Source organism: Candidatus Saccharibacteria bacterium oral taxon 488, from assembly GCA_005697215.1.
In the GTDB taxonomy this organism is placed as follows: Bacteria; Patescibacteriota; Saccharimonadia; order Saccharimonadales; family Saccharimonadaceae; genus Nanosynbacter.
In genome coordinates, this window is record CP040003.1 from 263044 (window position 1) to 287520 (window position 24477).

At 51.9% G+C, this 24477-nt stretch carries 17 protein-coding genes and 1 pseudogene; 13 read left to right on the top strand and 5 right to left on the bottom strand.

The window, feature by feature from the left end; genetic code table 11:
* Positions 1-14 precede the first annotated feature (14 nt).
* The 12 genes and pseudogenes from FBF24_01355 (at position 15) to FBF24_01410 (ending at position 14543) form a co-directional block, all read left to right on the top strand.
* On the top strand, positions 15-1274 hold the full coding sequence (locus tag FBF24_01355; GenBank protein QCT40539.1) for a glycoside hydrolase family 1 protein: 1260 nt from the start codon (positions 15-17) through the stop codon (positions 1272-1274).
* Positions 1275-1356: 82 nt separating this feature from the next.
* Positions 1357-3189: a hypothetical protein gene (locus FBF24_01360; protein QCT40540.1), complete on the top strand. Its 1833-nt coding sequence runs from the start codon at positions 1357-1359 to the stop codon at positions 3187-3189.
* Positions 3182-3586 (top strand): hypothetical protein, encoded by a 405-nt coding sequence (locus FBF24_01365; GenBank protein ID QCT40541.1) that lies wholly within the window; start codon positions 3182-3184, stop codon positions 3584-3586. The genes FBF24_01360 and FBF24_01365 overlap by 8 nt, the downstream gene beginning before the upstream one ends.
* Before the next feature lie 176 nt (positions 3587-3762).
* Positions 3763-4176, top strand: coding sequence for a hypothetical protein (locus FBF24_01370; GenBank protein ID QCT40542.1), 414 nt, complete (start codon positions 3763-3765; stop codon positions 4174-4176).
* Positions 4177-4614: 438 nt separating this feature from the next.
* A pseudogene (rsmH, locus tag FBF24_01375) lies at positions 4615-5488 on the top strand (16S rRNA (cytosine(1402)-N(4))-methyltransferase RsmH).
* 103 nt (positions 5489-5591) lie between these two features.
* Positions 5592-6089: a hypothetical protein gene (locus tag FBF24_01380; protein QCT40543.1), complete on the top strand. Its 498-nt coding sequence runs from the start codon at positions 5592-5594 to the stop codon at positions 6087-6089.
* A gap of 35 nt (positions 6090-6124) precedes the next feature.
* Positions 6125-7873 carry a penicillin-binding protein 2 gene (locus tag FBF24_01385; protein QCT40544.1) on the top strand — a complete coding sequence of 583 codons (1749 nt, stop codon included), beginning with the start codon at positions 6125-6127 and terminating at the stop codon, positions 7871-7873.
* A gap of 2 nt (positions 7874-7875) precedes the next feature.
* Complete coding sequence (mraY, locus tag FBF24_01390; protein ID QCT40545.1) at positions 7876-8913, top strand: phospho-N-acetylmuramoyl-pentapeptide-transferase; 1038 nt, start codon at positions 7876-7878, stop codon at positions 8911-8913.
* Entirely contained in the window at positions 8906-10189 is a 1284-nt protein-coding gene (locus FBF24_01395) for a hypothetical protein (protein QCT40546.1), read from the top strand. Before mraY ends, FBF24_01395 begins: the two co-directional genes overlap by 8 nt.
* A complete protein-coding gene (locus tag FBF24_01400) occupies positions 10122-11285 on the top strand; it encodes a hypothetical protein (protein QCT40547.1) in 1164 nt (387 codons plus the stop codon). The genes FBF24_01395 and FBF24_01400 overlap by 68 nt, the downstream gene beginning before the upstream one ends.
* Positions 11282-12199 carry a hypothetical protein gene (locus FBF24_01405; GenBank protein QCT40548.1) on the top strand — a complete coding sequence of 306 codons (918 nt, stop codon included), beginning with the start codon at positions 11282-11284 and terminating at the stop codon, positions 12197-12199. Before FBF24_01400 ends, FBF24_01405 begins: the two co-directional genes overlap by 4 nt.
* 1558 nt (positions 12200-13757) lie before the next feature.
* A complete protein-coding gene (locus tag FBF24_01410; GenBank protein QCT40549.1) occupies positions 13758-14543 on the top strand; it encodes a hypothetical protein in 786 nt (261 codons plus the stop codon).
* A 132-nt stretch (positions 14544-14675) separates the two neighbouring features.
* On the opposite strand, the gene FBF24_01415 is transcribed toward FBF24_01410, so the two are convergent.
* The 5 genes from FBF24_01415 to dprA all read right to left on the bottom strand — a co-directional run bounded on the left by FBF24_01415 (position 14676) and on the right by dprA (position 22991).
* Positions 14676-17360 carry a hypothetical protein gene (locus FBF24_01415; protein QCT40550.1) on the bottom strand — a complete coding sequence of 895 codons (2685 nt, stop codon included), beginning with the start codon at positions 17358-17360 and terminating at the stop codon, positions 14676-14678.
* A 39-nt stretch (positions 17361-17399) separates the two neighbouring features.
* Positions 17400-18455 (bottom strand): hypothetical protein, encoded by a 1056-nt coding sequence (locus FBF24_01420; protein QCT40551.1) that lies wholly within the window; start codon positions 18453-18455, stop codon positions 17400-17402.
* Between the two features lie 240 nt (positions 18456-18695).
* On the bottom strand, positions 18696-21290 hold the full coding sequence (gene topA / locus FBF24_01425) for a type I DNA topoisomerase (GenBank protein ID QCT40552.1): 2595 nt from the start codon (positions 21288-21290) through the stop codon (positions 18696-18698).
* 66 nt (positions 21291-21356) lie between these two features.
* Positions 21357-22046, bottom strand: a complete 690-nt coding sequence (locus FBF24_01430) for a CDP-alcohol phosphatidyltransferase family protein (protein ID QCT40553.1) — start codon at positions 22044-22046, stop codon at positions 21357-21359.
* 45 nt (positions 22047-22091) lie between these two features.
* Positions 22092-22991, bottom strand: a complete 900-nt coding sequence (gene dprA, locus FBF24_01435) for a DNA-protecting protein DprA (protein QCT40554.1) — start codon at positions 22989-22991, stop codon at positions 22092-22094.
* Between the two features lie 490 nt (positions 22992-23481).
* Between dprA and FBF24_01440 the strand changes: the two genes are divergently transcribed.
* Entirely contained in the window at positions 23482-24465 is a 984-nt protein-coding gene (locus FBF24_01440; protein ID QCT40555.1) for a hypothetical protein, read from the top strand.
* Positions 24466-24477: the final 12 nt, after the last annotated feature.

Genomic DNA, 24477 nt, shown 5'->3' on the forward strand with positions numbered 1-24477 from the left:
TATAATATATTTTGATGACAACGAAGCAATCTGAACGCATCGTGTTTCCAAAGAAGTTTTTATGGGGTGCAGCGACGTCGGCGCATCAGGTCGAGGGTGGCCTGGTGAATCAGTGGACGACGTGGGAGCTTGAACATGCTAAGCGGCTGTCCGTGCAAGCACCGCATCAATTTGGTGATATTGACAGCTGGCTGCGCATCAAAAAAGAGGCGACCAGGCCTGACAACTACGTATCGGGGCGGGGTGTCGATCATTACCATCGCTATGAGGAAGATTTCGCGATTCTCAAAAACCTCAACATGAATGCCTTTCGGTTCTGTATCGAATGGGCGCGAATTGAGCCGCAAGAGGGCGCGTGGGATGCGGCGGCGATTGCCCACTATCGGACGTATCTACGGACGCTGAAAAAGATGGGTATTACACCGGTGGTGACGCTGTTTCATTTTACGCTGCCGGAGTGGTTTATGGCCAAGGGTGGTTTTGAAAAGCGGCGCAACATCAAATACTTCGTGTATTATGTTGAAAAAGTCTTGAGCGAGCTGGGGCGCGACATTGAGTGGATCGTGACGATTAACGAGCCGACTGTCTATGCTGGCGAGAGTTATCTCGAGGGGCATTGGCCGCCGAATAAAACTCGCAAGCGTGATTTACTGCGTGTACTCTGCAACCTTGTTGCGACGCACAAGAAAGTTTACAAATTGACGCGTGCTCGCAAAAAATGGAAAGTGTCGATGGCGCATCATCTGATCTATTGTTATCCTGGCGATGATGCGATTCTCAGTCGTGCTAGTGCGCGGGTGGCGAATTATTTCCTGAATACGTGGGTACTGCGTCGAGTGCGGCGGCACAGTGATTTCTTGGCGATCAACTATTACTTTGCGCGGCGGATTTATGGCTATCGGGCACATGACCCGTACCTGAAGGTCAGTGATCTCGGCTGGGATATGCAGCCGGATAAATTGCAGTATCTACTGGAGGACGTAGCCGAGCGCTATCGGTTGCCGATTATGATTACCGAGAATGGGCTGGCGGACGGCACTGATAGTCAGCGGCAATGGTGGCTGACCGAGACGATCAAGGCCATGCACGAGGCGCTCAAACATGACGTCAAGCTAATCGGTTATTTGCACTGGAGCCTGCTTGACAATTTTGAATGGGACAAGGGATACTGGCCAAAGTTTGGTCTGGTGGCAGTCGATCGGCAGACCATGGCCCGGACGGTACGGCCAAGCGCGCGCTGGTTTGCGGCGGTGATCAAGAAGCTGCGGAAATAATCCAAATCCATAGAGTAGGGTGCCGATATAAGCTACAGGCAAGACAGCACCAACGTTGACATTCTTGATATATTATGCTACTATGCAACTGGCAATGACCGAAACAAATACTACTAACATTAGCACTGCCAGTGAGGGGACGCCCTCCTCTCAGGTTGATGAGAAATCTCTTCTGCCAGAAACAGAAGGCAAAAAACTGGGCGTTTTGAGTAGAGTAAAAAGAACCATGAGTAATTTGGCGTTGCGGCTCATGGCGCGCGGCGAAGGTGGCCAAGCTAACGGAGACAACGGTGGTGCTGATAGCGAAAATTCTGATGGTGCGGAAAAAGCAGAAGAAACACTTGATGATGAAACACTGCAGAGAATTGAGGAGATTGAGGAGGAGTGTGACTTCTATACCGACCTTCTCATGGGGTATAGGAATAGTGATATTATAAATGCGTTTATATACTGTGAGTATGAGAAAATTGAAAAGTTCATACCCAATATAAGAGAAGTAGTTGCGAGCGATAGCCGGCTTAATCCAGAGTCGGAAGAGACTGATGACAGGTATTACGATCTTTGCTATGCTGAGACGACCTTGTCACGTTTGATACAAGACAATATAGCAGCATTTTTTAGTGAACATTACGAGCGTATGCCAAAATTTACTGATAGGCTACGTCATACGATGCGGGATATGCTTGATTCAATACGTTCTTATTTTGACAATAGCTACGATACCCATGAACTGGCCGTTAAACTAATGAATGCTGAGAGGGTGCTACCTAAGGAGATAATCGAAGACCTTAGAGACACAATAATTAACGAGGTGGCCAGATGTATGAAAGTACAATGGCATGATTTTAATAAGTGTGTAGACTGGCTGGGGTCACATGGTTTTCCGCCAGAGTACTGGCCGCGAGATGCGAGGGAGCAAAAGGATTTTCCAGAGTCACTGCGTAGTCGAATACTTGCTGGAGATGAGATAGAAAGAGAGTTCTTCGATCTCGAGATAATTGATTATTTTGTAAGAAGCACGGCAGACATACACGGCGGTGATGAGAGTGTACTGACAAATCCTGACATTGTTAGGCGGTCCTATTTGATAGAGGAGTATCTTGCGGGGCGCTGGCCGGATATTGCTCCCAAGGTATTTATTAATGGCCACGAGGACGAGGATAGCTGTTCTGCACTTATCAATACTATCTACCAAATTGGAGAAGCTAACGCCAAGAAACTGCATGAAGAACTTGGCATAACCCATTTTGGTGATTGGAGTCCAGAGACTTTGAAGGGCACACTGAAGCTACTAGAAACTGGATGTACCGAATCTGGTAAACCGGCAACGATTATTGTCAGGGGAGTTACAGGAGATCATAACGGTGCTGCGAGTGGGTATAGAAATATAAAATCTGCTGATACATTTGCTGTTGAAATAAACCATACGAGCGATCTGTCTGATGTAGTAGCAAAGCTGGAACGGGTCGGTGTTGATAGTAATACGTTTGATACAGTTGTCCTGTTTGGTCATGGCTCTGAGAAGCATTTTTTCATGTCGTCGTACGAGAAGATACCGCCTAATCATAGGGAATGGTACAATAAAAAAGGTATGCGTAGCCTGATAGAGACGCTGGAGATAGATACGATCATACTAAACTCATGTCATCCACTTGTGCAGGAAAAAAGATTTGAGACTCTTACGGTTGGTAACAAGCCGCAGCAACGTAGGGGTACGGCGCCAGCGCTGTCTCAGGCATTTCCTCAGATACAAGTTATTAGCGGATTAGATGGAACAGTATATTCTGGTATAGAGAGAACAGGTAATATGCAAATCACCACAAGGGATAATACAGGAGGTGAATCATCGATGACAGCAGTAACTAAAAATGGATTAACACGTGCGCATAGGGAGGAGGTTAAAATCCATGAATGAGGCAGTAGGAACAAACGGCGGTCCATCGCTACGAGAACGGTTACTCAAAGTCTCACGGGAGATGAATCGAACCCTCATTGACTGTGAGCAGACAGCGCAGGATTATTTGGATCGTATGGCGGGTGTGATGCATCGTCTGGGTATTAGTTCTCAGGACATTGATCTTGGTCGGTTTGATAAAAACGGTGATGTGTCGAAGACCGAGTTCGACACGTATCGTATCTGTTGCGATAATACCGATGAAGGTGAAAAAGTCGATTGTCGCGTCTATATTATTGATGATGAAAATTTGCACGAGATTACTGTGCAGGGTGCGGATCTTAATACGTGCAATATATTAGAGCGACTTAAGCGTGAGTTAGATCGGATGACCCATGACTTGGTACAGCGTGACTAATTAGCGGTCTAGCCAAGTATAGCACCACTAGACTTTTCCACAAAACCGTGGAAAAGTTTTAGTTTGGTAGGGAAATGGGTAGAAAGTGGGTAAAAAGGCTTGCATGTGGGTAGTTGTGGGTAGTATAGTGGAATCAGTGGAACGAACGTTGGCGGGTAACACCAACCAAAACAAACATCCACTGCGAAAAACCAACTAATCTACCACGGAGGAAGGACGACGTGCAGACAGATTACTTTGAGCGAAAGTTGGACGACAAGCGGCGCTTGACGATCCCGGCCGAGCTCAGGGCAGAGTTTGTATCTGGCGTCGTGTTGACTCGCGGGTTTGGCAAATATCTGCACCTGTATCCACAGCAAGTCTGGGATCGGGAGGTGGAGGGCGCGCTGACTGGAAGTATTCTGGATGAGCGCGTGGCCGACCTGAATGTCAAGTTCCGCCGCGGTAAAACCGCCTCGGCGCTCGACCAGAAACAGGGCCGAGTGACGATTGAGCAGCATCTACTCGACTATGCCGGCATTGACCGGGAAGTCGTGGCGGTACGGGCGGGTGCGTATTTTCGGCTAATGGCGGCTGAGAATGCGGATTGATTAGCCGGGGTCAGTACCTTAACAATTTGAAAACCTCTCGAGATCAACTATCTGGGTATTTGAAGATGGCAGGTGGCAATTTGCTCCACGGTAAAAACGGCAACGTTCTTTCCTCAAAACACCTCCCAAAAAACTCCACCTCACACATAAGTCTCTTTTGGAAACTATGGTTGTTACTGACAATCATCACATTTCCACTCTTAGACAACAAAAACAAACAAAACACAAATACAAAACAGCCAGAATTAAATATCCAGTTAGGTGATCTCGAGCGGCAAAAGAGGAGGGGCTCGCCCCTCCGGCAGCCAGTCGAACTAAATTCGTCCGTGCTGCCTCCTCCCCCTAAAGCTCGCTTACGCTCGTGCGGATCGGCTTGCGGGATGGTATACTTTTGCTATGAGTATTAAAGAACATCCACCACAGTCGGACGCGCTTCAGATGAGCGAACCGATTCATGTTCCCGTACTCCTTGAGGTGACCTTGGACAGGTTGCGGCCAGCCAGAGGCGAGAGTTATCTCGACCTGACGGCTGGCTATGGCGGCCATGCCAGGGAATTCTTGACGAGGACGGATAATTACTTGGGCGCAGTGCTGGTTGACCGCGATGATAACGCGATTAACACGCTGGGCGATTTGGCTGAAAAAGGTGCGACGCTAATTCACAAAGATTTTGTGAGCGCAGCGCGGGATTTGGTCAAGCAGGGACGTACATTTGACGTGATTTTGGCTGATTTGGGGGTGTCGTCACCGCAGCTTGACAGAGCAGAGAGGTTTTTCGTTTCGGTTTGACGGACCGCTGGATATGCGGATGGATAATCGGACGGAAATCACAGCGGCGGATATCGTCAATTCGTATTCGGTTGATGAGCTGACGCGGCTGATTACTCGTTACGGCGAGGAGAATCCGGGGCGGGCCAGGCGGATTGCGCAGGCAATTGTTGGCGCCAGGCCGATTCGGGGAACGACCGAGCTGGCTGATCTGATCAAGCACACTGTCGGTCGCGGCGGGATGAAACATCATCCGGCGACTCGCACCTTTCAGGCACTGCGCATTGAAGTCAATCACGAACTTCGGCTGGTTGAGGAATTATTGCCGCTGCTGCCACGCCTTCTTAATCGGGGCGGGCGCGTTGGGATAATTAGTTTTCACAGTCTGGAGGATCGATTGGTCAAGCAATATTTCTGGGAGCAGGCGGCTGCCGGCTACGAGGCCGAGTTGATCATCCCAGAGAAAAAACCGGTGTCTGGAGCAGAAGATGTTCACAATCCGCGCAGTCGAAGCGCCAAGTTTCGCTACGCTGTAAAAACATAAACAAAAAAGGAGGGCGACACCATGCCAATCCACATCAAAGTACAATTCCAGGACGCAGAAGCAGCTGAGACCGTTGCGGTACGCCGCGGCTAAGTAAGCTCGCTTGATAGTTTTCCCGGAAAAAGTATGCAAGCTCGGCGGCTCGCTCTTTCGCGATAAGGGCGGGCCGACCGGCTGTGTTTTCCCGTGTCTTGATGACGCGCCACCAAAAGCATTAAACCGTAACAAATTAAACACACAGAAATTATTTATGCACACACGCTCATCCACCACATTTACTCCGCGTCGTCCTGGGCCGCAGCTTCGCCGTAACCAGAACGCCACCCGTTTTCGATCACAGACCAAGCTCGGGCCAGTGGCACATACGGTGCTGGTGGCGCTGATGATTATGGTGCTGGGGTTGGTGTACTTGACGCAGGCGACCAAGACGACGGCCTATGGCTACGAGGCGGAGGGGCTGGACTCACAGCTGAATGAGCTGGCGACGAAAAAGTCAGAGCTAGAGGTACAGAATGCGCGGCTGACAGCACTTGAAAAGGTCAAGCACAGCAACGTCGCCTCGGCGATGAAAACACCGACACAGACGAACTACGCTCGCTAGCCTGGGGGTAAAAGTGGTACAATAGGACAAGCGGTATGAAACGTCACTTAACGCAATCTCGAACCGGCGTACTCGCTATCATTCTGTTGGGGATGATGGCGATTTTTGTGATGCGGCTGTTTTATCTACAGATCATTAAACACAGCGAATACGTGTCGCTGGCTCAGGCCAGCCAGCAGCGGCACTTCGTCATTCCGGCCGAGCGCGGCAAGTTATATATGATGGACGGCGGTACGGCTGTCCCCGTGGTGCTCAACCAGACGGTCTATACGGTTATCGCTGATCCGCAGACGGTCAAGCAGGAGCAGCGCCAGCAGATTATCGCGGCGTTACAGGAAATTGCCGGTGGCGAGGTAGTGAGTGACGCGGCCAAGCGGCTGGAGCGCACCACCTCTCGCTACGAAGTGCTGGCACGCAACATCACGCGCACGCAAGCCGAGAAGTTAAAGGCCAAGGATTTTGTCGGTATCTTGTATCAAAAGGGGTCGATTCGCAACTATCCGGAGGGGCAACTGGCAGCGCAGGTGCTAGGCTTCGTGAATGCTGAGGGCAAGGGTCAGTACGGGGTTGAAGGGGCGCTGAATGATAGGCTGAAGGGCCGCGATGGCCTACTCAAAACAGTGGCGGACGTGCGTAATGTGCCGCTGACGCTGAGTAAGGATAACGTGCGCGTTGAGGCGAAGTCGGGCGAGAATGTGGCGCTGTCGATTGATCGCAATGTGCAGAGTCACGCCGAAGAAGCGCTCAAACGAGGTATCGACAAGGCTGGCGCGACCGAGGGTAGCGTGATAGTGATGAATCCGAATAATGGACAAGTGCTAGCGATGGCTAATTATCCGACGTATAATCCAGCCGAGTACGCCAAGCAAAAAAACGCAGCAGTGTTTAGTAACGCGACGACGATGCTGCCGTTTGAGCCGGGCTCCATTGTCAAGACGTTCAGCATGGCGACGGGGATTGACAAGGGTGTGGTGACGCCGCAGACAACGTATTCGAACACTGATTGTACTGAGGTGGGGGATCGGAAAATGTGTAACGCCCTAAGGGGGCTTAGCGGCACGACAAGTATGCAGAGTGCGTTTAACAATTCGCTCAACGTCGGTATGATCACGATTGCGCGGCGACTGGGCGATGGATCGACGATCACCCCGGGTGCGCGGCAGACGCTGTACGAGTATTATCACGAGAAATTTGGGTTTGGTGAGGCGACGGGGATTGAGCTAGCAGAGGCGCCGGGGCTGCTTTACGTGCCAAATCGGCCGGGAGCGGAGGTGAATTACGCTAACATTACGTTCGGGCAGGGCATGAATGCGACGATGGTGCAGGCAGCCAGCGCATTTTGTTCGGTGGTAAATGGCGGGCAGTATTTTCGGCCGACGGTGGTAGCTGGAACGGTGGATGCGAATGGCGGACTGAAGCCAACAGCTGCTTCGCTACTACGAAGGACGATTTCTGAGCAGTCATCAGCCACCATGCGTGGTATGCTGTCAACGGCGCGGGCGGTCCTCAATCAGCGTATGCCCGATAAAGATAAGCCGGGCTATGATGTCGGCGGCAAGACTGGTACCTCAGAGACGCTGATCAATGGTAGCTATACCATGGACGAAACAGTAGCGACGTATATCGGCTATGGTGGCGCAAATCGCCCCGAGTATGTCATAATGGTACGTGTCGCGGCGCCTGGCAAGCGCAAGAACTTACAGGGTAACATTCACGCTGCACCAATTTTTACTGATATCTCCAACTGGATGATTGATTATATGAAATTAGCACCGAAGGGATAGTCATGGCAACTGCTTTACAAACAATGACCAACGAATTGACACACGTATTTTTGCTCAGTGTCGGGGCATTTTTACTAGCGATGTTTCTGACGCCGATTTATACGTTTTTTGCCTATCGGTATCGGTTCTGGAAGCGGCAGCGCTCGGAGAGTACCGACGGCAAAGAGTTGAAGGTTTTTGCTAAATTCCAAGCGGCAAAATTGCGGCGAAATATTCCAACGATGGCTGGAGTTATCGGTGTTATTTCGATTTTTGTGGTGACGTTCTCTTGTAATTTAGATCGAGCGCAGACATGGCTGCCACTCGCGGCGTTGATCGGCGGTGCCGCGGTTGGGCTCATTGATGACGTTATTAATCTACGCGGGCTGGGCGGTGGTGCAGCCGGCTTACGCAGTCCGGTGAAATTTGCGCTGATTATGCTTATCGGCATCGTCCTTGGCTGGTTTTTCTATGTCAAGCTGGGCGTGGCCAGCTTCCATGTGCCGTTCATGGGTGACGTGGCGATTGGTTGGCTGATCATCCCATTGTTTGCCTTTGCAGTGGTGGCGACTGGTAACGCGGTTAATATTTCTGATGGCATGGACGGACTGGCTGGCGGGTTGTTGGGGATTAGCTTTGGAGCGTTCGGGGTGATTGCCTTGCTGCAACAACAAGTATTGCTGGCGGGATTCTGTTTCACTGTAGTTGGTGTGCTACTGAGTTATCTCTGGTTTAACATCTATCCAGCACGGTTTTTCATGGGCGATGTTGGTAGCTTTGCCTATGGGGTTAGCTTGGGAGTGGTGGCGATGCTGACTAACTCGTTGCTGTTATTACCGGTGATTGGGCTGTTGTTTGTGATCGAGGCAGGTTCGAGCTTGATTCAGATTGTGAGCAAAAAACTCTTTAAGCGCAAGATTTTCTTATCTGCGCCGATCCATCATCACCTAGAGGCCAGCGGCTGGCCGGAGACCAAGGTGACGATGCGGTTTTGGGTGATTGGCTGCGTGATGGCGTTTATCGGTGTGATGCTGGCGCTGGCGGGGGGTCATATTGCGTAACCGCACTACCACCTCAACCGCCAAGGCGGTGCGTCGACACCGGCCGATGTATCAGATCGTGCTGTATATGGGGTTGTTGTTGATGTTGGGGCTGGTGGTGATGTATGCGCTGGGGCCGCAGCGGGCGAATGTGTTGAATCATACGCACGGCGCGAATTATAGCGACACCTTCTTTTTTAATAAGCAGCTGGCCAGCGTCATCACTGCTGTGGTGGCGTTTGGTGTGGCGGCGATATTACCGTATCGGTGGTTGACCGAGACGTGGGCCAAGCGGCTGTTCATCGCGGGCTTGGCAGCGTGTTTCTTGTTGGTGGTTTGTGGGGCGTTGCTGCATCTGCCGTTTGCATCGGACACCAACGGTGCGTACCGCTGGTTTTATCTGGGTGGACTGGGTAGTTTTCAGCCGGCGGAGTTATTGAAATTTGGCTTGCTATTGTTTGTGGCTGGGTTTTTGGCCAAGCGAGTGCGCCAAGGTAAACTCAACGATATCAACGAGACGCTGATCCCACTTGGTATTATTATGGCGGTGTCGATGTTTGTGGTGGTGGTACTGCAGAAAGATTTGGGGACGGGTGTGTCGCTCGTAGCGCTGGTACTGTCGGTGTTAGCGGTGTCGGGGATGGACGCTCGGCTACTGCGGCGCATCGTACTGGTGATCGCGGCTGCGGCGTTAGTGCTGACGTTCTCGTCGCCGCACCGTATTGAGCGCGTGATGACCTTTATCCAGGGTGATACGCATCAATCAGCCAGCCGGGATGAAAATAATTATCACATCCAGCAGGCGCGCATCGCCCTCGGCTCGGGTGGCCTACTGGGCCTCGGCATCGGTAAAAGCGTGCAGGCGACGGGCTACCTGCCGGAGGCGATTAACGACTCGATTTTTGCAGTGATGGGTGAGACGTTTGGTTTTGTCGGTCTGTTGGTTATCTTGGCACTGTTTTCGGCGCTGCTGCTGAGCCTGCTCAAGGTGACGTCGCGGCTGGCTGATATGCACCTAAGGCTAGTGGTGGCGGGCGTATTTGGCTGGGTGGCGTCGCATGTGCTGATGAATATTGGCTCGATGACGGGGATTATTCCGATGACTGGTATCTCGCTGCCGCTGCTCAGTTATGGCGGCACGAGCATGTTATTTATCGCAGCGGCGCTGGGTCTGGCATTTCAACTGTCAGCCTACACGGCGCACAAACCATTAATGGAAGGAGAGGGAAGTGGCAAAGATCTTGGCGGTCGGCGGCGGCTCGGGCGGACACGTTACGCCAGTCGTAGCAGTGTGTAAGGAGTTGCGATCATCGGGTGATCACGAATTGCGGTTTTGGTGTGATCGGAAGTTTGGCGCTAGTGCTCGCGGTATTTTTGGTAAATTTGACGAGGCGATCCCGGTTGAGTTGATTATCGCTGGCAAAATCCGCCGCTACCACGGTAAAAGCATGACGTTTCATCTTCGTCCGTCAATTTTGCTACCGAATCTGCGCGATATCTTTCTGGTGGGGGTTGGATTTATTCAGAGCTTTTGTAAGTTGCTCAGGTGGCGGCCAGATGTGATTTTTATCAAGGGCGGCTACGTCTGTCTGCCGGTTGGCTATGCAGCGCGGCTGCTGAAGATTCTGCTGGTGCTGCATGATTCGGATGCGCATCCAGGGCTAACTAATCGGCTATTGGCGCCATTTGCTGCCAAGATCGGCACCGGGGCGCCGCTGGAGCACTATAATTATCCTGACGTCAAGGCGGAGTATGTCGGCATTCCGGTGGCTGAGGAATTTCGACCATATAGCGCGGCTGAGCGGCGGCAGCTAAAGGCGAAGTTTGGCTTTGATCCGGCGCGGCCACTGGTGGTGGTAACTGGTGGTGGACTGGGGGCTGCGCGCCTCAACGAAGCGGTGGTAGCCACGCGCGAGCAGCTACTGGCTGAGGCGTCGGTGTTCTTGATCTCTGGTAAGCATCAGTTTGACGAGCTGAAGGAGCGTGTTGATAGCCGGGCGGGCTGGCGACTAGAAGCGTTTGTTAATCATGGTATGGCCGAAGTATTGGCGGCAGCGGATGTGGTGGTGGCGCGGGCTGGTGCGACGACGCTGCTGGAACTGGCGGCGCTTCATAAACCAGCAGTCATCGTGCCGAACGGTATGTTGACGGCTGGTCATCAGCTCAAAAATGCCAAGGTGTATCAGGACGCGCTGGCGGCAGTGATCGTTGAGGAGTCGACGCTGGAACAGACGCCAGAGGTGCTGAGCAAGAAGGTCATTGGCCTCGTCAAGTCACCGCGGATCTTGGCCGGCCTCGGGCGAAACATCGGTACATTTGCGAAGCCCAACGCCGCCAAAGACATGGCAGCGATGCTCCTCACCGTCATTCGTCGACAGGGGAGACGTCGGTGAAATTACCCTTTTCTCGGGCAAAATCTACGCCGACCACACGCCGCGAAATTGCGGCTCGTCGTCAAGCGGCGCTAATTAACGAGGATAGCTCATTTGAAACAGCCTATCGCCGTAATCGCAATCTCAACACCCGCCACACCGCCTCGCCAGTCGAGACCTCAGAGCGCACGGTTCAGCATGCGAAATCTCGACGTCGCCGGACGCGGTGGATTATCCTCCTCAGCAGTGCGCTGGTGCTTGTCGTCATTGGTCTACTCGCATGGCAATGTACCGTCACGGTCTCGGTACAAACGCCAGACGCAGCGAGCGCCAAAGAGGCCGATCGCTACCACCGCCTCATTGATGAATATCTCAGTGCACGTCCGGTCGAGCGATTCTTGTTTGTGCTGAATCACCAGTCGCTGGCTAGTTTTTTCCTCGAGAAAGCCCCGGAGGTCAAGACGGTTCGCCTCGAGGCCGACCAGCTCGCTAGGCCGCGCCTCAAACTTACCTTTCGCCAGCCAGTCGTCCAGTGGACTTCTGGTGATAAAAGCTATTTTGTTGACGACGCAGGCGTGACGTTCTCGACCACCTACGCGAGCTCGCCGTCAGTCATCGTCAAAGACCAGAGCGGTGTGCCGACCGCCGCTGGCCAAGAGGTTATCAATCGCCACTTTCTCAGCTTTCTCGGTCAAGCTGTTGCCGGCTTTCGTGAGCACCAGCTAGAGGTTACGGAAATTATCCTGCCACAAAACACCGTCCGTCAGGCACTCCTATCAATCAAGAGCCGTCCATACAGTATTAAAGTGACCACCGACAGGGAGGCAGCGGCGCAGGTAGCACAAGCGGTCAAGGCTATGGCGTTCTTCCAGAGTAGTGGCGCGGCTCCTGCATATATCGATGTGCGCGTCAATCAGCGAGTGTTTTATAAGTAGCGGGCAGGGGTGAATTACTCGTTCGCGCGGGTTGTAGGTCGAGCCACCAATAGGGTAGAGACGTAGTCTCTGATTATATTAGTTCGCTTTTTGTTCGTTTATCAGAGGATCAAGAAAAACATATTTATAATATCAAAATAGCAAAAAATCAAATAGGGTACTTGTGGAAAAATAGAGCAGGGGAATAAAATAGGAAAAAAGTCAAATGTTTGTAGGCTTAACCAGCGGGATGCTGTGTTTGTCGTGCGCGGCCTCGTATAAGCGCATATGCCCATGCTGGGTGGTGCCTTATGATGTGGAAAAGTCTACGAGTTACGCTTAGACCGTAACGACGTTCAAGTTTGGTAAGGCCTAGCTCGCGATATTTATTCGAGAGACGGAGGCGACGCTGGCGCTGGAGGCATCCCAAACTCCCCCGGCTGAAAGTCGAAAGTGGTTAGTGTGGCCCGTTCTGTTTATGGTAGCTTGAACCGTGTCCTGGTGTTAGCACTCACCGTAGTATGGTGAAAGTCTGGAGGAGATCCCCCGCCGTAAGAGGTGTTAGGCGAAAAAGTTATAAATGGTATATTAAGTGTGGATATTTGAAGTCTAGCGTATCGAAATAACTATAATACGTAAAAGCTACCTTGTGCGACATTAAATTATCTACGAAAAGACGCATGCTCTATCGTCTCTTCGCGATAATATTTTTTGTTTTGTATGTAATGCTAGCCTAGTTTTGACTGCCCTTTACTGGATGCCCCGTGCTGTTACCGTGATTGACGGATAAATCTACCAAATGCGGTTTTGCGGAATTTACTGAAAACTTAGATTTGTTTTATTACCTCGGCGTTTTATGTTTTATGGTGATTGAGCGCTTCTGTCTATTCTCGTTTATTGCCAGTAATTAATTGTGTTGCTAATAATTATTATTATTATTATAATAAAGTCTGCGCATGCTTATACATAAATCTTGGGGGCTGAAAGCTCAATATGACAAGTTCGCTTTTTGTTCTATCATTTTCAAGCATTGATTTTTGAATGACAAGGGTAGAGTTTTTTCATTTGATAGTTTCGCTATTCCACTAGCCTGCCTTAAATTGCAGCAGGAGTAGGAGTATACTTGTGCTGCTCATAATTGAGCTAACAAAGAGCAACTGCGCTTTTGGTGGTCAAGGCGATTTATGAGTGGCCATCGTCAAGCTCTATGACAATGGGCGGCTCTACGTTATTTGCTAGCTAGGGGCGGATCACTGGAAACCAAGTTACGTTTAATGTATTTTATGATATATTTATAGGTGAGTTCCCGATGGATTACTAATAGGACTTGTGTCTGTAAGCAGATTCTAGATTGCTAACGCCCCGCAAGTCGTCTATCAGGGGTGTACCAAGCAATAACGGGACAAATGAGTTCCCTGCTATGTTGAATTGACAGGAGATATCAGTGGTCAGAAAAAATTTTAAACAAACAGATCAGGAAAATAAGAGTAAGCCCGCTGTTAAAAAGCGGAAGCGTGGCTGGCTTATCTTTGGCGGAGTTGTCGTTACTCTTGCTGTTATAGGACATGTCGGTAACGTTATGGAGCAATCTCGTCTCGATAAGGACAATATTCCTATCATTATTTCCAATGTGGATGAAAACATTAAACTTGATTATCATACGAATAAGCGTGAGATATCCGCTAAAATATCGGGCATTAGCTCGTTCGCTGAAGTAAAAATATCGGAAAATAAGATTAAGGTTCATGATCGCAAAGACGCAGCTGGTAGTGTCAAGTATGAGATTAAAGACATCAAAGAGGGTGATAGCGATATTTCTATCTCTGTTGTTGACGGTAAGCGTCGCGGCGATAAGACCATTAAGATTCATCGTCAGACAAAAGCTGATTATGACAAACAAGAGCTAGAAAAAGCTCTCAAGCGCGCCGAGGAATCAGTCAAAAAAGCCGAAGAACAATTGAGTGATGAAAATATATCTCGCGCCAAGTCAGATATTGGTAAATTACCAGACGGCAAACGTACGCCATTCTCTGAACGTATTGCCAAATTAGAAAAAGCCGAGCAGGAAGAAAAAGAACGCGCCGAGAAGGCCAAGAGAGACGCTGAGGAGAATAAAAAGCAAGAAGAGGCAGCGGTTGCCGCGGCTAAAGTTCGGCAGCGACAGCAGCAAGCGCGACCGCAGCCTACACCTCGTCAAGCTATCCCTACTCCTGCCGCTCCGCAGCCAGCTCCGGCAGAAATTCATTTCCGTAATTGCAAAGAGGCACGCGCCGCTGGTTATAGCCACATGCGCCGGGGTGAGCCTGGATATGCACCGCACCTTGATAGAGACGGCGACGGCATAGCTTGCGATAAGCATAAATAGCGTATTTTAGTGCCAAAATAATAACCAAGCCAGCTTTTAATTTGGCTTAGTTATTAGTTATTTGTGTAGTTTTTATGCTGTCTTTGGGGCTGTTTTATTTCTATTTTTGTCGAGAGGCTTAATTATTATATATCATGCAGCACTCTTCTTCCGTCGTCGTCGGCGTTTCTTTGGTGTGGTGGTGTCGGTGGCTGCTGATTCAAATGCGCTGTTGCCGCGGATTTGCAAGATGACTTCGCCGCTGTCTGTGACGGGTGCGACGGGTTCGGGTTGTGGTGCGGGGTGTTGGGTGTTAGTGACCGTGGTTCCCTGTGCCGGTTGACTAGTGGCCGCCTGAACGGGCTGGGCTAGTGCAGCTGCGGCGACGGCTTGTGGGCGCGGCTGGCTGGGCTGTTTTTGCGGGCGTGGCGGCATGATGACGGCGGCAATTTCTCGCTCGACGTCTTCCCGGCTCCGTGAGTACATACGCCGCGAATGTTCGATGATGTGCGGCGTGTTGTCGGCTTGGCTTGGTGGGAGCTCGAGAGTGCGTGCGGAGAAAGCTGGAGTCTTCTCTCCCCCGATGACCATGTTGATGACGAAGTTACGATTATGCATCTGCAAGAGGTCGACGGCTTCGAAGTTTGGCTCAAATTGCTTGGCGAGGATTGGTGCGTCGTCGGCAGACACGCGGAAGGAAATCATGGTGCCGACATTGCCAAAGACTGCATCGCGCACGGTTTCGTTCATCTGTGAGATGTACTGGTTGGCGACGGTCAGGTTGAGGCCGTATTTGCGGGCTTCGGACAGAATGGTGGCAAATGAGTCAGTGGCAAAGTTCTGGAACTCGTCGACGTAAAGGTAAAATGGACGGCGGTCGCGGATGTCTGGGATATCAGAGCGCGACATGGCAGCCAGCTGAATCTTGGTGACCAGGAATGAGCCGAGGATGGCGGCGTTGTCCTCGCCGATGAGGCCCTTGGATAGATTAACGATGAGAATTCTGCCCTCGTCCATGATTTGGCGGATGTTGAAGGTGGATTTGGGCTGGCCGATGATGTTGCGGATGATTGGGTTGGCGGTAAAGGCGCCGACCTTGTTGAGGACTGGTGCGACGGCCTCGGCGACGAATTTGTCGTTCCAGCTGGCGAATTCAACATTCCAGAACTGCAAGACCACGGTGTCACGGCAATAGCCCAGCGTCTCTTTGCGGAAATTTTTATCAGTCAGCATGCGAGTGATGTCCAGCATGGTTGTCTCTGGCCGGTCGAGCAGTGCCAAGATGGTGTAGCGCAAGATGTATTCCAGCCGCGGCCCCCATGAATCGCCAAACATACGCTTCAAGACGCCAATGACCTCTGATGAAATGTTGGTTTTTTGGTTCGGGTTGGTGACTTCCAGCGGGTTGAAACCGAGCGGATAGGCAGTGTCGGCTGGGTTGAAATAGACGACGTCGTTTAGCCGTGAGCCGGGGATGAATTTCATATTGTTGATGGCAAAATCACCGTGCGGGTCGATGATGGCGTAGCCTTGATTGTGAAAGATGTCGCTGAGCGCGAATAATTCGAGCAATCCCGACTTGCCTGCCCCCGTCTGGCCGATGATGTAGACGTGGCGCGAGCGGTCGTAGCGCAGCATGCCGAACTGGTGGTTGATACCGCGGAAATTAGTGACGCCAAAAGCGGAAATTTGGTCGTCATTGGCGTCGCTGCCGGTCAGGACAGGCAGCTTGGATGGCGGTTCGGCGGTTTTGGCGCTGGCCCAGACGATGTTTGGCGTCTCGACATTGGTGTGCGGCAAGTGAAAGACAGAGGCCAGCTCTTCGATATTCAGGATGTAGCCATCGCCGTAAAACGCGCGCTTGCGGTACTTGTCGAGAAACTCCTTGCCGAACGCACCCTTGACAGCGCGAAAGCCGTTGAGGTTGGTTGAGTTGAATTGCTTAAAAGCACCGACCAGCGCCTGCATATGTAGCTTGGCGCTGGTTTGATCTTCGCCAAGGTACGCCAGGCGGATCTTGACGTCGTAGCCTAATTTAGTGGCCTTCTTCTCTGCCTCAGAGACGCGCGTCTTGTCACGCTCAGATAGCTCGGGCGCTTTTTTGCCATCACTTCCCTGGCCTGGCGGCTTCCAGAGCGCCTCCAGTAGCGTACCAATCCATTGCAAGCCTCCACCGCCGAGTCCGGGGATAAGTTTATGCCCACTCTTGACGCTGGCGATCCAGCGATCAGCGGACTGTTGCCAGCTGTCGGCGATCGGCCTGATGAGCACCTGTACCCAGAGTTCCTCGCCGGTCAATTCTAGCTTGGCTAGCGTACCGGTAATTCCCGCCAGTGGATCGACTTCAAAGGTTTGAAAGGTGCGAATTGGCAAGAACTCTGGCGCCGTCAAGGTTAGCTCAGTGGTGTACACGGTGGAGTGCTCACGCTCGTGCTCGGTGTAATCTTCGCTGGCGACGTGGATTTGGACGGTTGGATACTGGGCGTAAATTTGTCCCTCGACGAAACTTTGCAGTGTTCGGGGTACCCAGACGTAAAAACGAATTTGACCGTTGACCGAGGCGATTTCAAAGCTGATATGCTCCTGCCGCCCGCCTGATAATTTGAGCTCGCGTTTGTCGCGCAAGATGCCGTGCAGGCTGGCGAATAATTGCTCGGCGGCCAACTCTTTCTTGTCGTTGGCTTTGGGAATTTCGAGTACTAATAACACACTCTCGGTCGGTTCGAATTCGTCGGCCCGCTGATAGTTGCGCCACGTCAAAAATGATAGCACGGCTGTGATGGGTATCCAGACGTACCACTGCGTTAAAAAACTAATCATCGAAGAGATAATTTCCATGCTATTTCATTATCTCACCCCTTATAGATAAATGCAAACCTAGGCTTCGCTGACCAGAATGTAGGTGGCCTTGGCGGAGCGTTGGAATTGCGGTTTGGCTTGCAAGTTGAGCAGAATGGTGGTTTCTTTGACTTGACGCTTGTCGAGGACGCGCTTCACGATTTCATCGCGGTGCAGCGGCTCGCCGGCCTCACGCAGGACACTGGCAATGATGTCAGCGACGGTGCCGCGGGCGTAACCCCACGATTCGAGAGCGTAAATACCGCGGCCGATCAGGACGAAACGCTTGTCTTTGATGAGTTCGTTGTGGATGGCCTGGATGGTGACGTCTTTGCGTTTGAAGTCACTGTCCTTGATGGCTTTCGCGATGTCCGAGAAGTGCATTGGCTGGCCGTTGCTGTCGAGAATGACGAAGATCTTGTCGCGAATGGTTTTTGGGTTGACGAGCGGCCACTTGATCAGGCCCCACAGGCCGCGGAGGTGAGCTAGTTTCTTGCTGATTGAGGCGAGCGCGGCGATGTTGGATGGGTGCTCATAATTGAGCGTTTTGTGTAGTTCCTCAGCGGTGACTGGCTGGCCATGTTGCTTGATGGCTTTGACAATTTCTTCAACTTGCTTCTTGATATTTTTCTCGTCGTTTGGCGCGCCGATAATAGCGGAATGGTAATAATCATCGTTCTCGGTGATGATGTTGATCGATGGATTGAGCTCGGCGATAAAGGCGACATGGGATCGTTCGCTATCGGTGACATCCCGGCCGAGGACGTGCTTGGCGAGATTATGCAGCGGTGCGGCTCGGCCCATTTCTGACAGGTGCGAGGTGACCATCTTTTCAGCAGCTGAGGCACTTGGTATACCGCCATCAGCCACCAATAGACGGAGACGAACGAGGATAGCCTTCTCCAGCTGGCGGACACGCTCACGCGTGATCCCGAGCATGTCGCCGATCTGTTCCAGCGTCTCTTTATTGCCGTATAGGCCAAAGCGACGGCTAATAATCTCTTTCTCGCGCTCCTGCGGAATCTGCGCCAAGACATCCTCGGCCGCTTGCCGAAGCTGCTTGTCTGGTGCGCTCTGTTCTTGTATGTCGCTCATGGCTTTATGTTAAATCCTCTCTGCCTCACCTCAGAAGTTATGTTGATATATGACGATATTGCTATTATACAATAAAATATTTTCGTGTCAAGCAAGTCGTGTAGTACGCCGTAATTATAGCATGTATTTAACAATTTTTGCAATGAAATGGTGTGATAGTTTTTAATTTTGTGAATTATGGGGATATGGTCTATACAGCACTAATAAAATGTGGCTTGATTGGGTTACTTTGCGGGTCAATTACTTCTTTGAGCGGCTGCTTTTTCTCGGGGATTTGGATGGTTTGGCTGAGGAGCGGCCGCGGCGGGCGGGTTTCGCGGGTGCGGCTTTTAGGAGTTCCAAGGCTTGCTCGTGAGTGATGGTTTTTGGGTCGGTGTCTTTGGGGATTTTGGCGTTTTTCGTGCCATCGGTGATGTACGGGCCAAAGCGGCCGTTGAGGACTTTGACGCCGTCTGGGAATTCGGCGATGTGCTTCTCGGCTTCGGCCTGGAGCTTGGCGGCGTAGAGTTCGCGGGCCTTTTCTAGGGTTATGGTGTGCGGATCTTCAGGTTTGATGGAGACGAAGAGCTTGCCGACTTGGATGTACGGACCAAAGCGGCCGATGTTGGCTTTGATGTCTTGCCCGTCTTTAGTCTGACCAACGACACGCGGTAGCTTAAACATTTCGAGCGCTTGTTCTAAGGTGACTGTTTCAATTTTTGCACCTTTTGGCAGTGGAGCAAAGCGTGGCTTGTCTTCGTCGTCAGTGGCGCCCAGCTGCAGCATTGGGCCAAAGCGGCCGAAGCGCGCTAGGATTGGTTTGCCGGATTTTGGATCGATGCCAACTTCGCGGTTAGCGCCGACTTTACTGCGGTCGATGCCACCTGACTGTTCGATTAATTTGTGAAACGGCGTGTAAAATCCATGCAACATGGCGCTTTTGGCTAGGTTAGCGGCGGCGATTTTATCAAATTCAGTTTCGACATTGGCGGTAAAATCATAGTCAACGATTTGCGTGAAATGGTCGGTCAAAAAGTCGGCGATCAGTTCCCCGCTCGGTGTTGGGATGAGTTTGCCTCTAGTGGAGCCGGTTTTTTCCTGGATAACGTCACGGCTGACTTCCTCGCCGTTGTAACTGAGGACGATGACGTCGCGCGGTTGGCCTTCGCTGTCGCCCTTTTCGACATAGCCGCGGGTCTGGACGGTGTCGATGATGGTGGCGTAGGTGCTTGGCCGGCCAATGCCGAGGTCTTCGAGTTTCTTAACCAGTGAACCTTCGGTATAGCGGGCCGGTGGACGGGCGAAGGTTTGGCGGGCGGTGATGTCGTGAGTTTCGAGGGTGTCGCCGGCGTGGAGTTTTGGTAGGATTTCGTCTTTGCCGCCGCCATAGACACGCAAGAAGCCGTCGAAGGTAATGACTTCTCCTTTGGCTTCAAAATAAAGATCTGTCACGGTTGCCTCTCGGACATCGTCAGCAAAGCCAGCATCGCCAGCGCCACACTCCTGCGCTGGAGTACTCTTTTCGCTTGTATCTCCACTGGAGATACTGCGCGAGCGTTCGGCTGAAACGTCCGCTCCTCGCGAACGTTTCACAGCCTCCGGCGCAGGAGGTGTCGCTGTTGCTGGCGTATCTGGCGCGAGTGGCGTCTCAGAAAAAATCTGGGATTGTCTCGGGTCCCGGATTGTTTTATGAGATGCCCGAGCGCCGCCAATAGCAATTACCACCGTTGTTTTCTCCAATTTCGCTGCCGACATTTGTGATGCCAGGGTGCGGCGGCGAATGAGGTCGTAGAGTTTTTGGTCGTACTCGTTGGAGGTGACGGTTTCGCGGGTGATGTCGGTCGGGCGGATGGCTTCGTGAGCTTCCTGGGCGGAGGCGGATTTGGTTTTGAATTTGCGCACAGTCGAATAATCCGGGCCGTACAATCGCTTGATAAAGTCGGTGGCGCTGGCGATGGCCTGCCCGCTCAAATTGACCGAGTCAGTACGCATGTAGGTGATCTTACCATCCTGGTAGAGCCGCTGGGCTGAAGCCATAGTGGCTTTAGAACTGAAGCCAAGCTTGGCGTTGGCCTCTTGCTGCAGAGTTGACGTCGTAAACGGCGCGGCTGGATTGCGAGTGCCAGGCGTCTTGGAGATATCGCTGACAGTAAATTTGGCTGACTTGAGGCTATTTAGGAATTCGTGGGCGGCTGCTTCAGAGTCAAATTTCTGGTTGAGCTCGGCCTTGAATTCTTGATTGTCGTGGATGAAGATAGCGGTCACCTTGAACTGCGAGCTGCCTGCAAATTTCATAATTTCTCGTTCGCGCTCGACCAGCAGCCGCACTGCCGGGCTCTGGACGCGACCGGCTGACTTGCCGCCCGGTACTTTTTGCCAGACTACCGGGCTGAGTTCAAAACCAACCAGCCGGTCGAGGATTTGCCGGGCTTGCTGCGCCTGCACTAGGTTCATGTCGACAGTGCGCGGGTTCTTGATAGCATTGGTGATGGCATCTTTGGTGATCTCGTGAAAGACGATGCGCTTGGTTGTCTCAATCGGTAAATCCAACACTTTACAGAGGTGCCAGGCGATAGCCTCCCCTTCGCGGTCTTCATCGGTGGCCAGCCAGACGTTGTCTTTGCCGACGGCCTTGACGTTTTTCTTTAGCTCGGTGATAACTTTCTTTTTCTCGGGATCGACTTCGTAGATAGCGAAGAAATCATTCGCCACATCAATTGGCGGCGTGCCGTCCTTGGTTTTTTTGACGATTGAGCGGATGTGTCCCACGCTTGATAAGACATGAAAATCCTTGCCCAAGTATTTCTCAATGGTCTTAGCTTTGGCTGGCGACTCGACGATGACGAGATTTTTCATAACTCTATATTATATCAAATCACCTCGCAACCACAACCGCCGAGGGTGTTTGGGCGCGAGAGCCTCTTATTGCTGTTGGCGTATTTCTTCCTTGACTTGCTTACTGAGTTTGGCGGCACGTATCATATATTGAGCGGCTGCTAGGCCGGCAACTGGTAAGTATATTTTAGATACTCCGTCACCGAGGCTACGGAGTACCTTTGCTGTTTTCTCGTGGCCAAATGACTCTACCGAGCCGCTGAGTATGTATAATAATGTCGCGGTCGACACGAGGGCGCCACTGATGCGGCCAACCTGTGTTGGTCGGAGCGGTTCGGCCTGGCTGGGGAGTTGGCGGTGCTTTTGTTCCGCTATGAGCGTGGCTATTGCTTTGGTCGCCTCGAGGCTGGTCATAGATGCAACGACAGTCTTTGAGGCGAGACCATCTTCTACTATCTTTAGGAGTGCAGTGGCGGCGACCACTTTATCTCTGATGGGGTCAAGCTTGATACCGAGTTTTGATTGCTGATGGAGGCGTCTCGCTAGTGTTCCATCAGCCTTGTCCGACAGTTCGCCAATAATCAAGGCGGCGATACCCTTAATAGTGTCAGCGTTTCGGATGCCGTATATGCTGCATAGTCCACCTACTGTAGTAACGATATTGGGTAGCGTGAGTATGTCGTCTGATACCTCTGGGTCGATAGGGGTGTCTGGATTATGGCACGTTTCAATGGTTGTATTGGGCCTTGATAATTCTCTCCTCATTGGGACTAGCATAGCATCGTAGTAGATAATGTTACAAGCATAGACGCATTGTTGATACTAGTTAAGAGTCCAATTATTCGCCCCGAGCGGCTTGATCACGCCGTTGATCTCTAGCATGGTTAGTGCCGTGGCGAAGTCGGCTGGGTTGAGACCGGATTGTTGCTGTAGTTGGTCGCCGTCTCTGAGGCCGGTCCGGAGTAAGTCGATGATAGTGTTTTCGGCCGGGGTTTCACCGAGGGGGATGACGGCTTGGTCGGTAGCCGATTGAGCGTTTGATGGGGCGATGACGTTGAGAATGTCCGTGGCAGTGGTGGCGACGAGGGCGCCTTGTTTGAGCAGCGCGTTGCAGCCGGCAGACAGCGGGCTGGTGATGTTGCCTGGCACGGCAAAGACGTCGCGGCCTTGAGATAAGGCGTGGGCGGCGGTATTGAGTGTGCCGCTGCGCTCGGCTGCCTCGGTGATAATGACGGCGTCAGCCAAGCCGGAGACCAAGCGGTTGCGCTCTAAAAAGCTCCAGCGATTGACAACTTTACCGTCGCCTTTTTTCCATTCGGATAGAATAGCACCGCCGTTTTTTATGATATTCATGGCTAGTTTGTAATTGGTTTGCGGTGAGATGTCGGGCAGTTCATTGGGAATGACGCCGATGACTGTGCCGCCAGCCTCCAGGGCGGCTTTCTGGGCGATGCTGTCGATGCCGAGCGCCAGGCCGCTGACGATGATACAGCCGGCTTTTGCTAGGTCGCTTGCCAGCTGCTCGGTCACCTCCCGGCCGTACGCCGAGGGTTTGCGCGAACCAACAATCGCTACTACCGGTGCGCCACTCGTTGGTAATTTTCCCATAAAACACAAGCTTTTCGGCGGATTAGCAATACTTGCCAACCTCTGGGTAAAAATATGCTCATCTGGACGGATTCTATTGATTTCCATGACTTTTGTGATAAAAAGTATTGACATGTTGTCAAATGCTTGCTATAATCAGGAGCGATTGGTTAGCCGAAGTGCTAATCAAAAGCACCTTATACCCCCTATTCTAACTAATATGTTAGGTTGCGCGCAATGGCATTAAGTATTCTTACCCTCCACTTTTTGCGATTCAACGTTACGCGCATACTAACCCCTTTAACTGCCCTTTTTTGAAGGCGACCTCTGTTAAGGTGAGCACTGGATGGTGTTGATATTATAATCAGGCGCGGACTTTTGGAGTTTTAGTCACGACGCTTCACTGAGACGGGAGCTCGGGTGGGTTGAAGGGTAACAAAGCGCCAGGTGATGCCCACCCTTACCTGGCGCTTTTTTAGTTGGGTTTTTGGCGTGATCTTGCACCGTGTAAGTGAAGGTTGGGCGTGAATTAGTGTGAGGTGACCTGCCAGAAAGCGAAACATTAGATGAATATGCGTGAGCATAATATTGACTTTTTGTCTCTAAAATAGTATAGTGAATACATATGACGCAGATAATTGAGCACGATACCTTAGTCAAGTTAAGCCAAGAGCGCCCGTTGGTGTTTCGAGCCCAAGCGGCTACCGTCTTGGCACGTGTGCCGCGACGATTTCGACGAGACGCGCGGGTGCTGAATCGTAGCAAGCGCACGATGCATGACATGTTGACGGCGTGGCGGGACGAATGTTTGCCGAGGCTAGAGACGATCACCTCGGCGCATAATGCGACAACGTTGCAACAAGCCTTGCAGGAGGATTTGCTGGCCGAGACGTCGTCGCGGCAACAGCTGATTGCGATGATGATACCGGTGCGGCTCGAGGAGGAGCGACTGGCCTTTGCTAGGTCGCAGTTTACGTCAAAGCGAGAGAAAAAGCCGTATCGACGAACACTGGCGTTTACCCAGCAGCCAATCGAGGTCTGTCGGCAGCAGGTTGAAGATTTTATGAGGTATGAACTGTACCGGGCGGTGCTCGGTGAGGTTGGTGTGACCGTGGTGGACAAGCAGGCGCGGCCTTTGGTGCGGTGCTGGCAGCGGCTGCGGGCCGGCCGTCAGGTTAAGAAACTGCGGCGTGAGGTAACGAGGCGCTTGGCGGCAATTGAGCGAGAAATGACGGCGATTGAGCAGGAGCGTGGCGGCTTGGCGGCGCGGCTGTTTGGGCTGAATATTGATTATGTGACGGTACTAGCGGCGCGACAGGAATATGAAAAGGCGCTGGGTCGGCTGAGCAAAAAAGCGGTCGAGAGCCCGGCCAAGCGGCTGGCACTATACGAGAAAAAGACCGAAGCGATTCGCGAGGAGTACCTCGATACGGTGCCGGGCGTGGCGAATTTGTCAGAGGCGCAGCGGGCGGTCAAGGAAATTGATTCGGTGCTGCTAGCAATTTTTGACCTAGACGCGACCGCACGCAACGAACTGATGGGCGCGTTTAAGCGCTACCGGACGCTGACCCGCGAGCGGGATATGCTACGGGCGAAGCTCGAGGTGTAGTTTGTAGGAGAG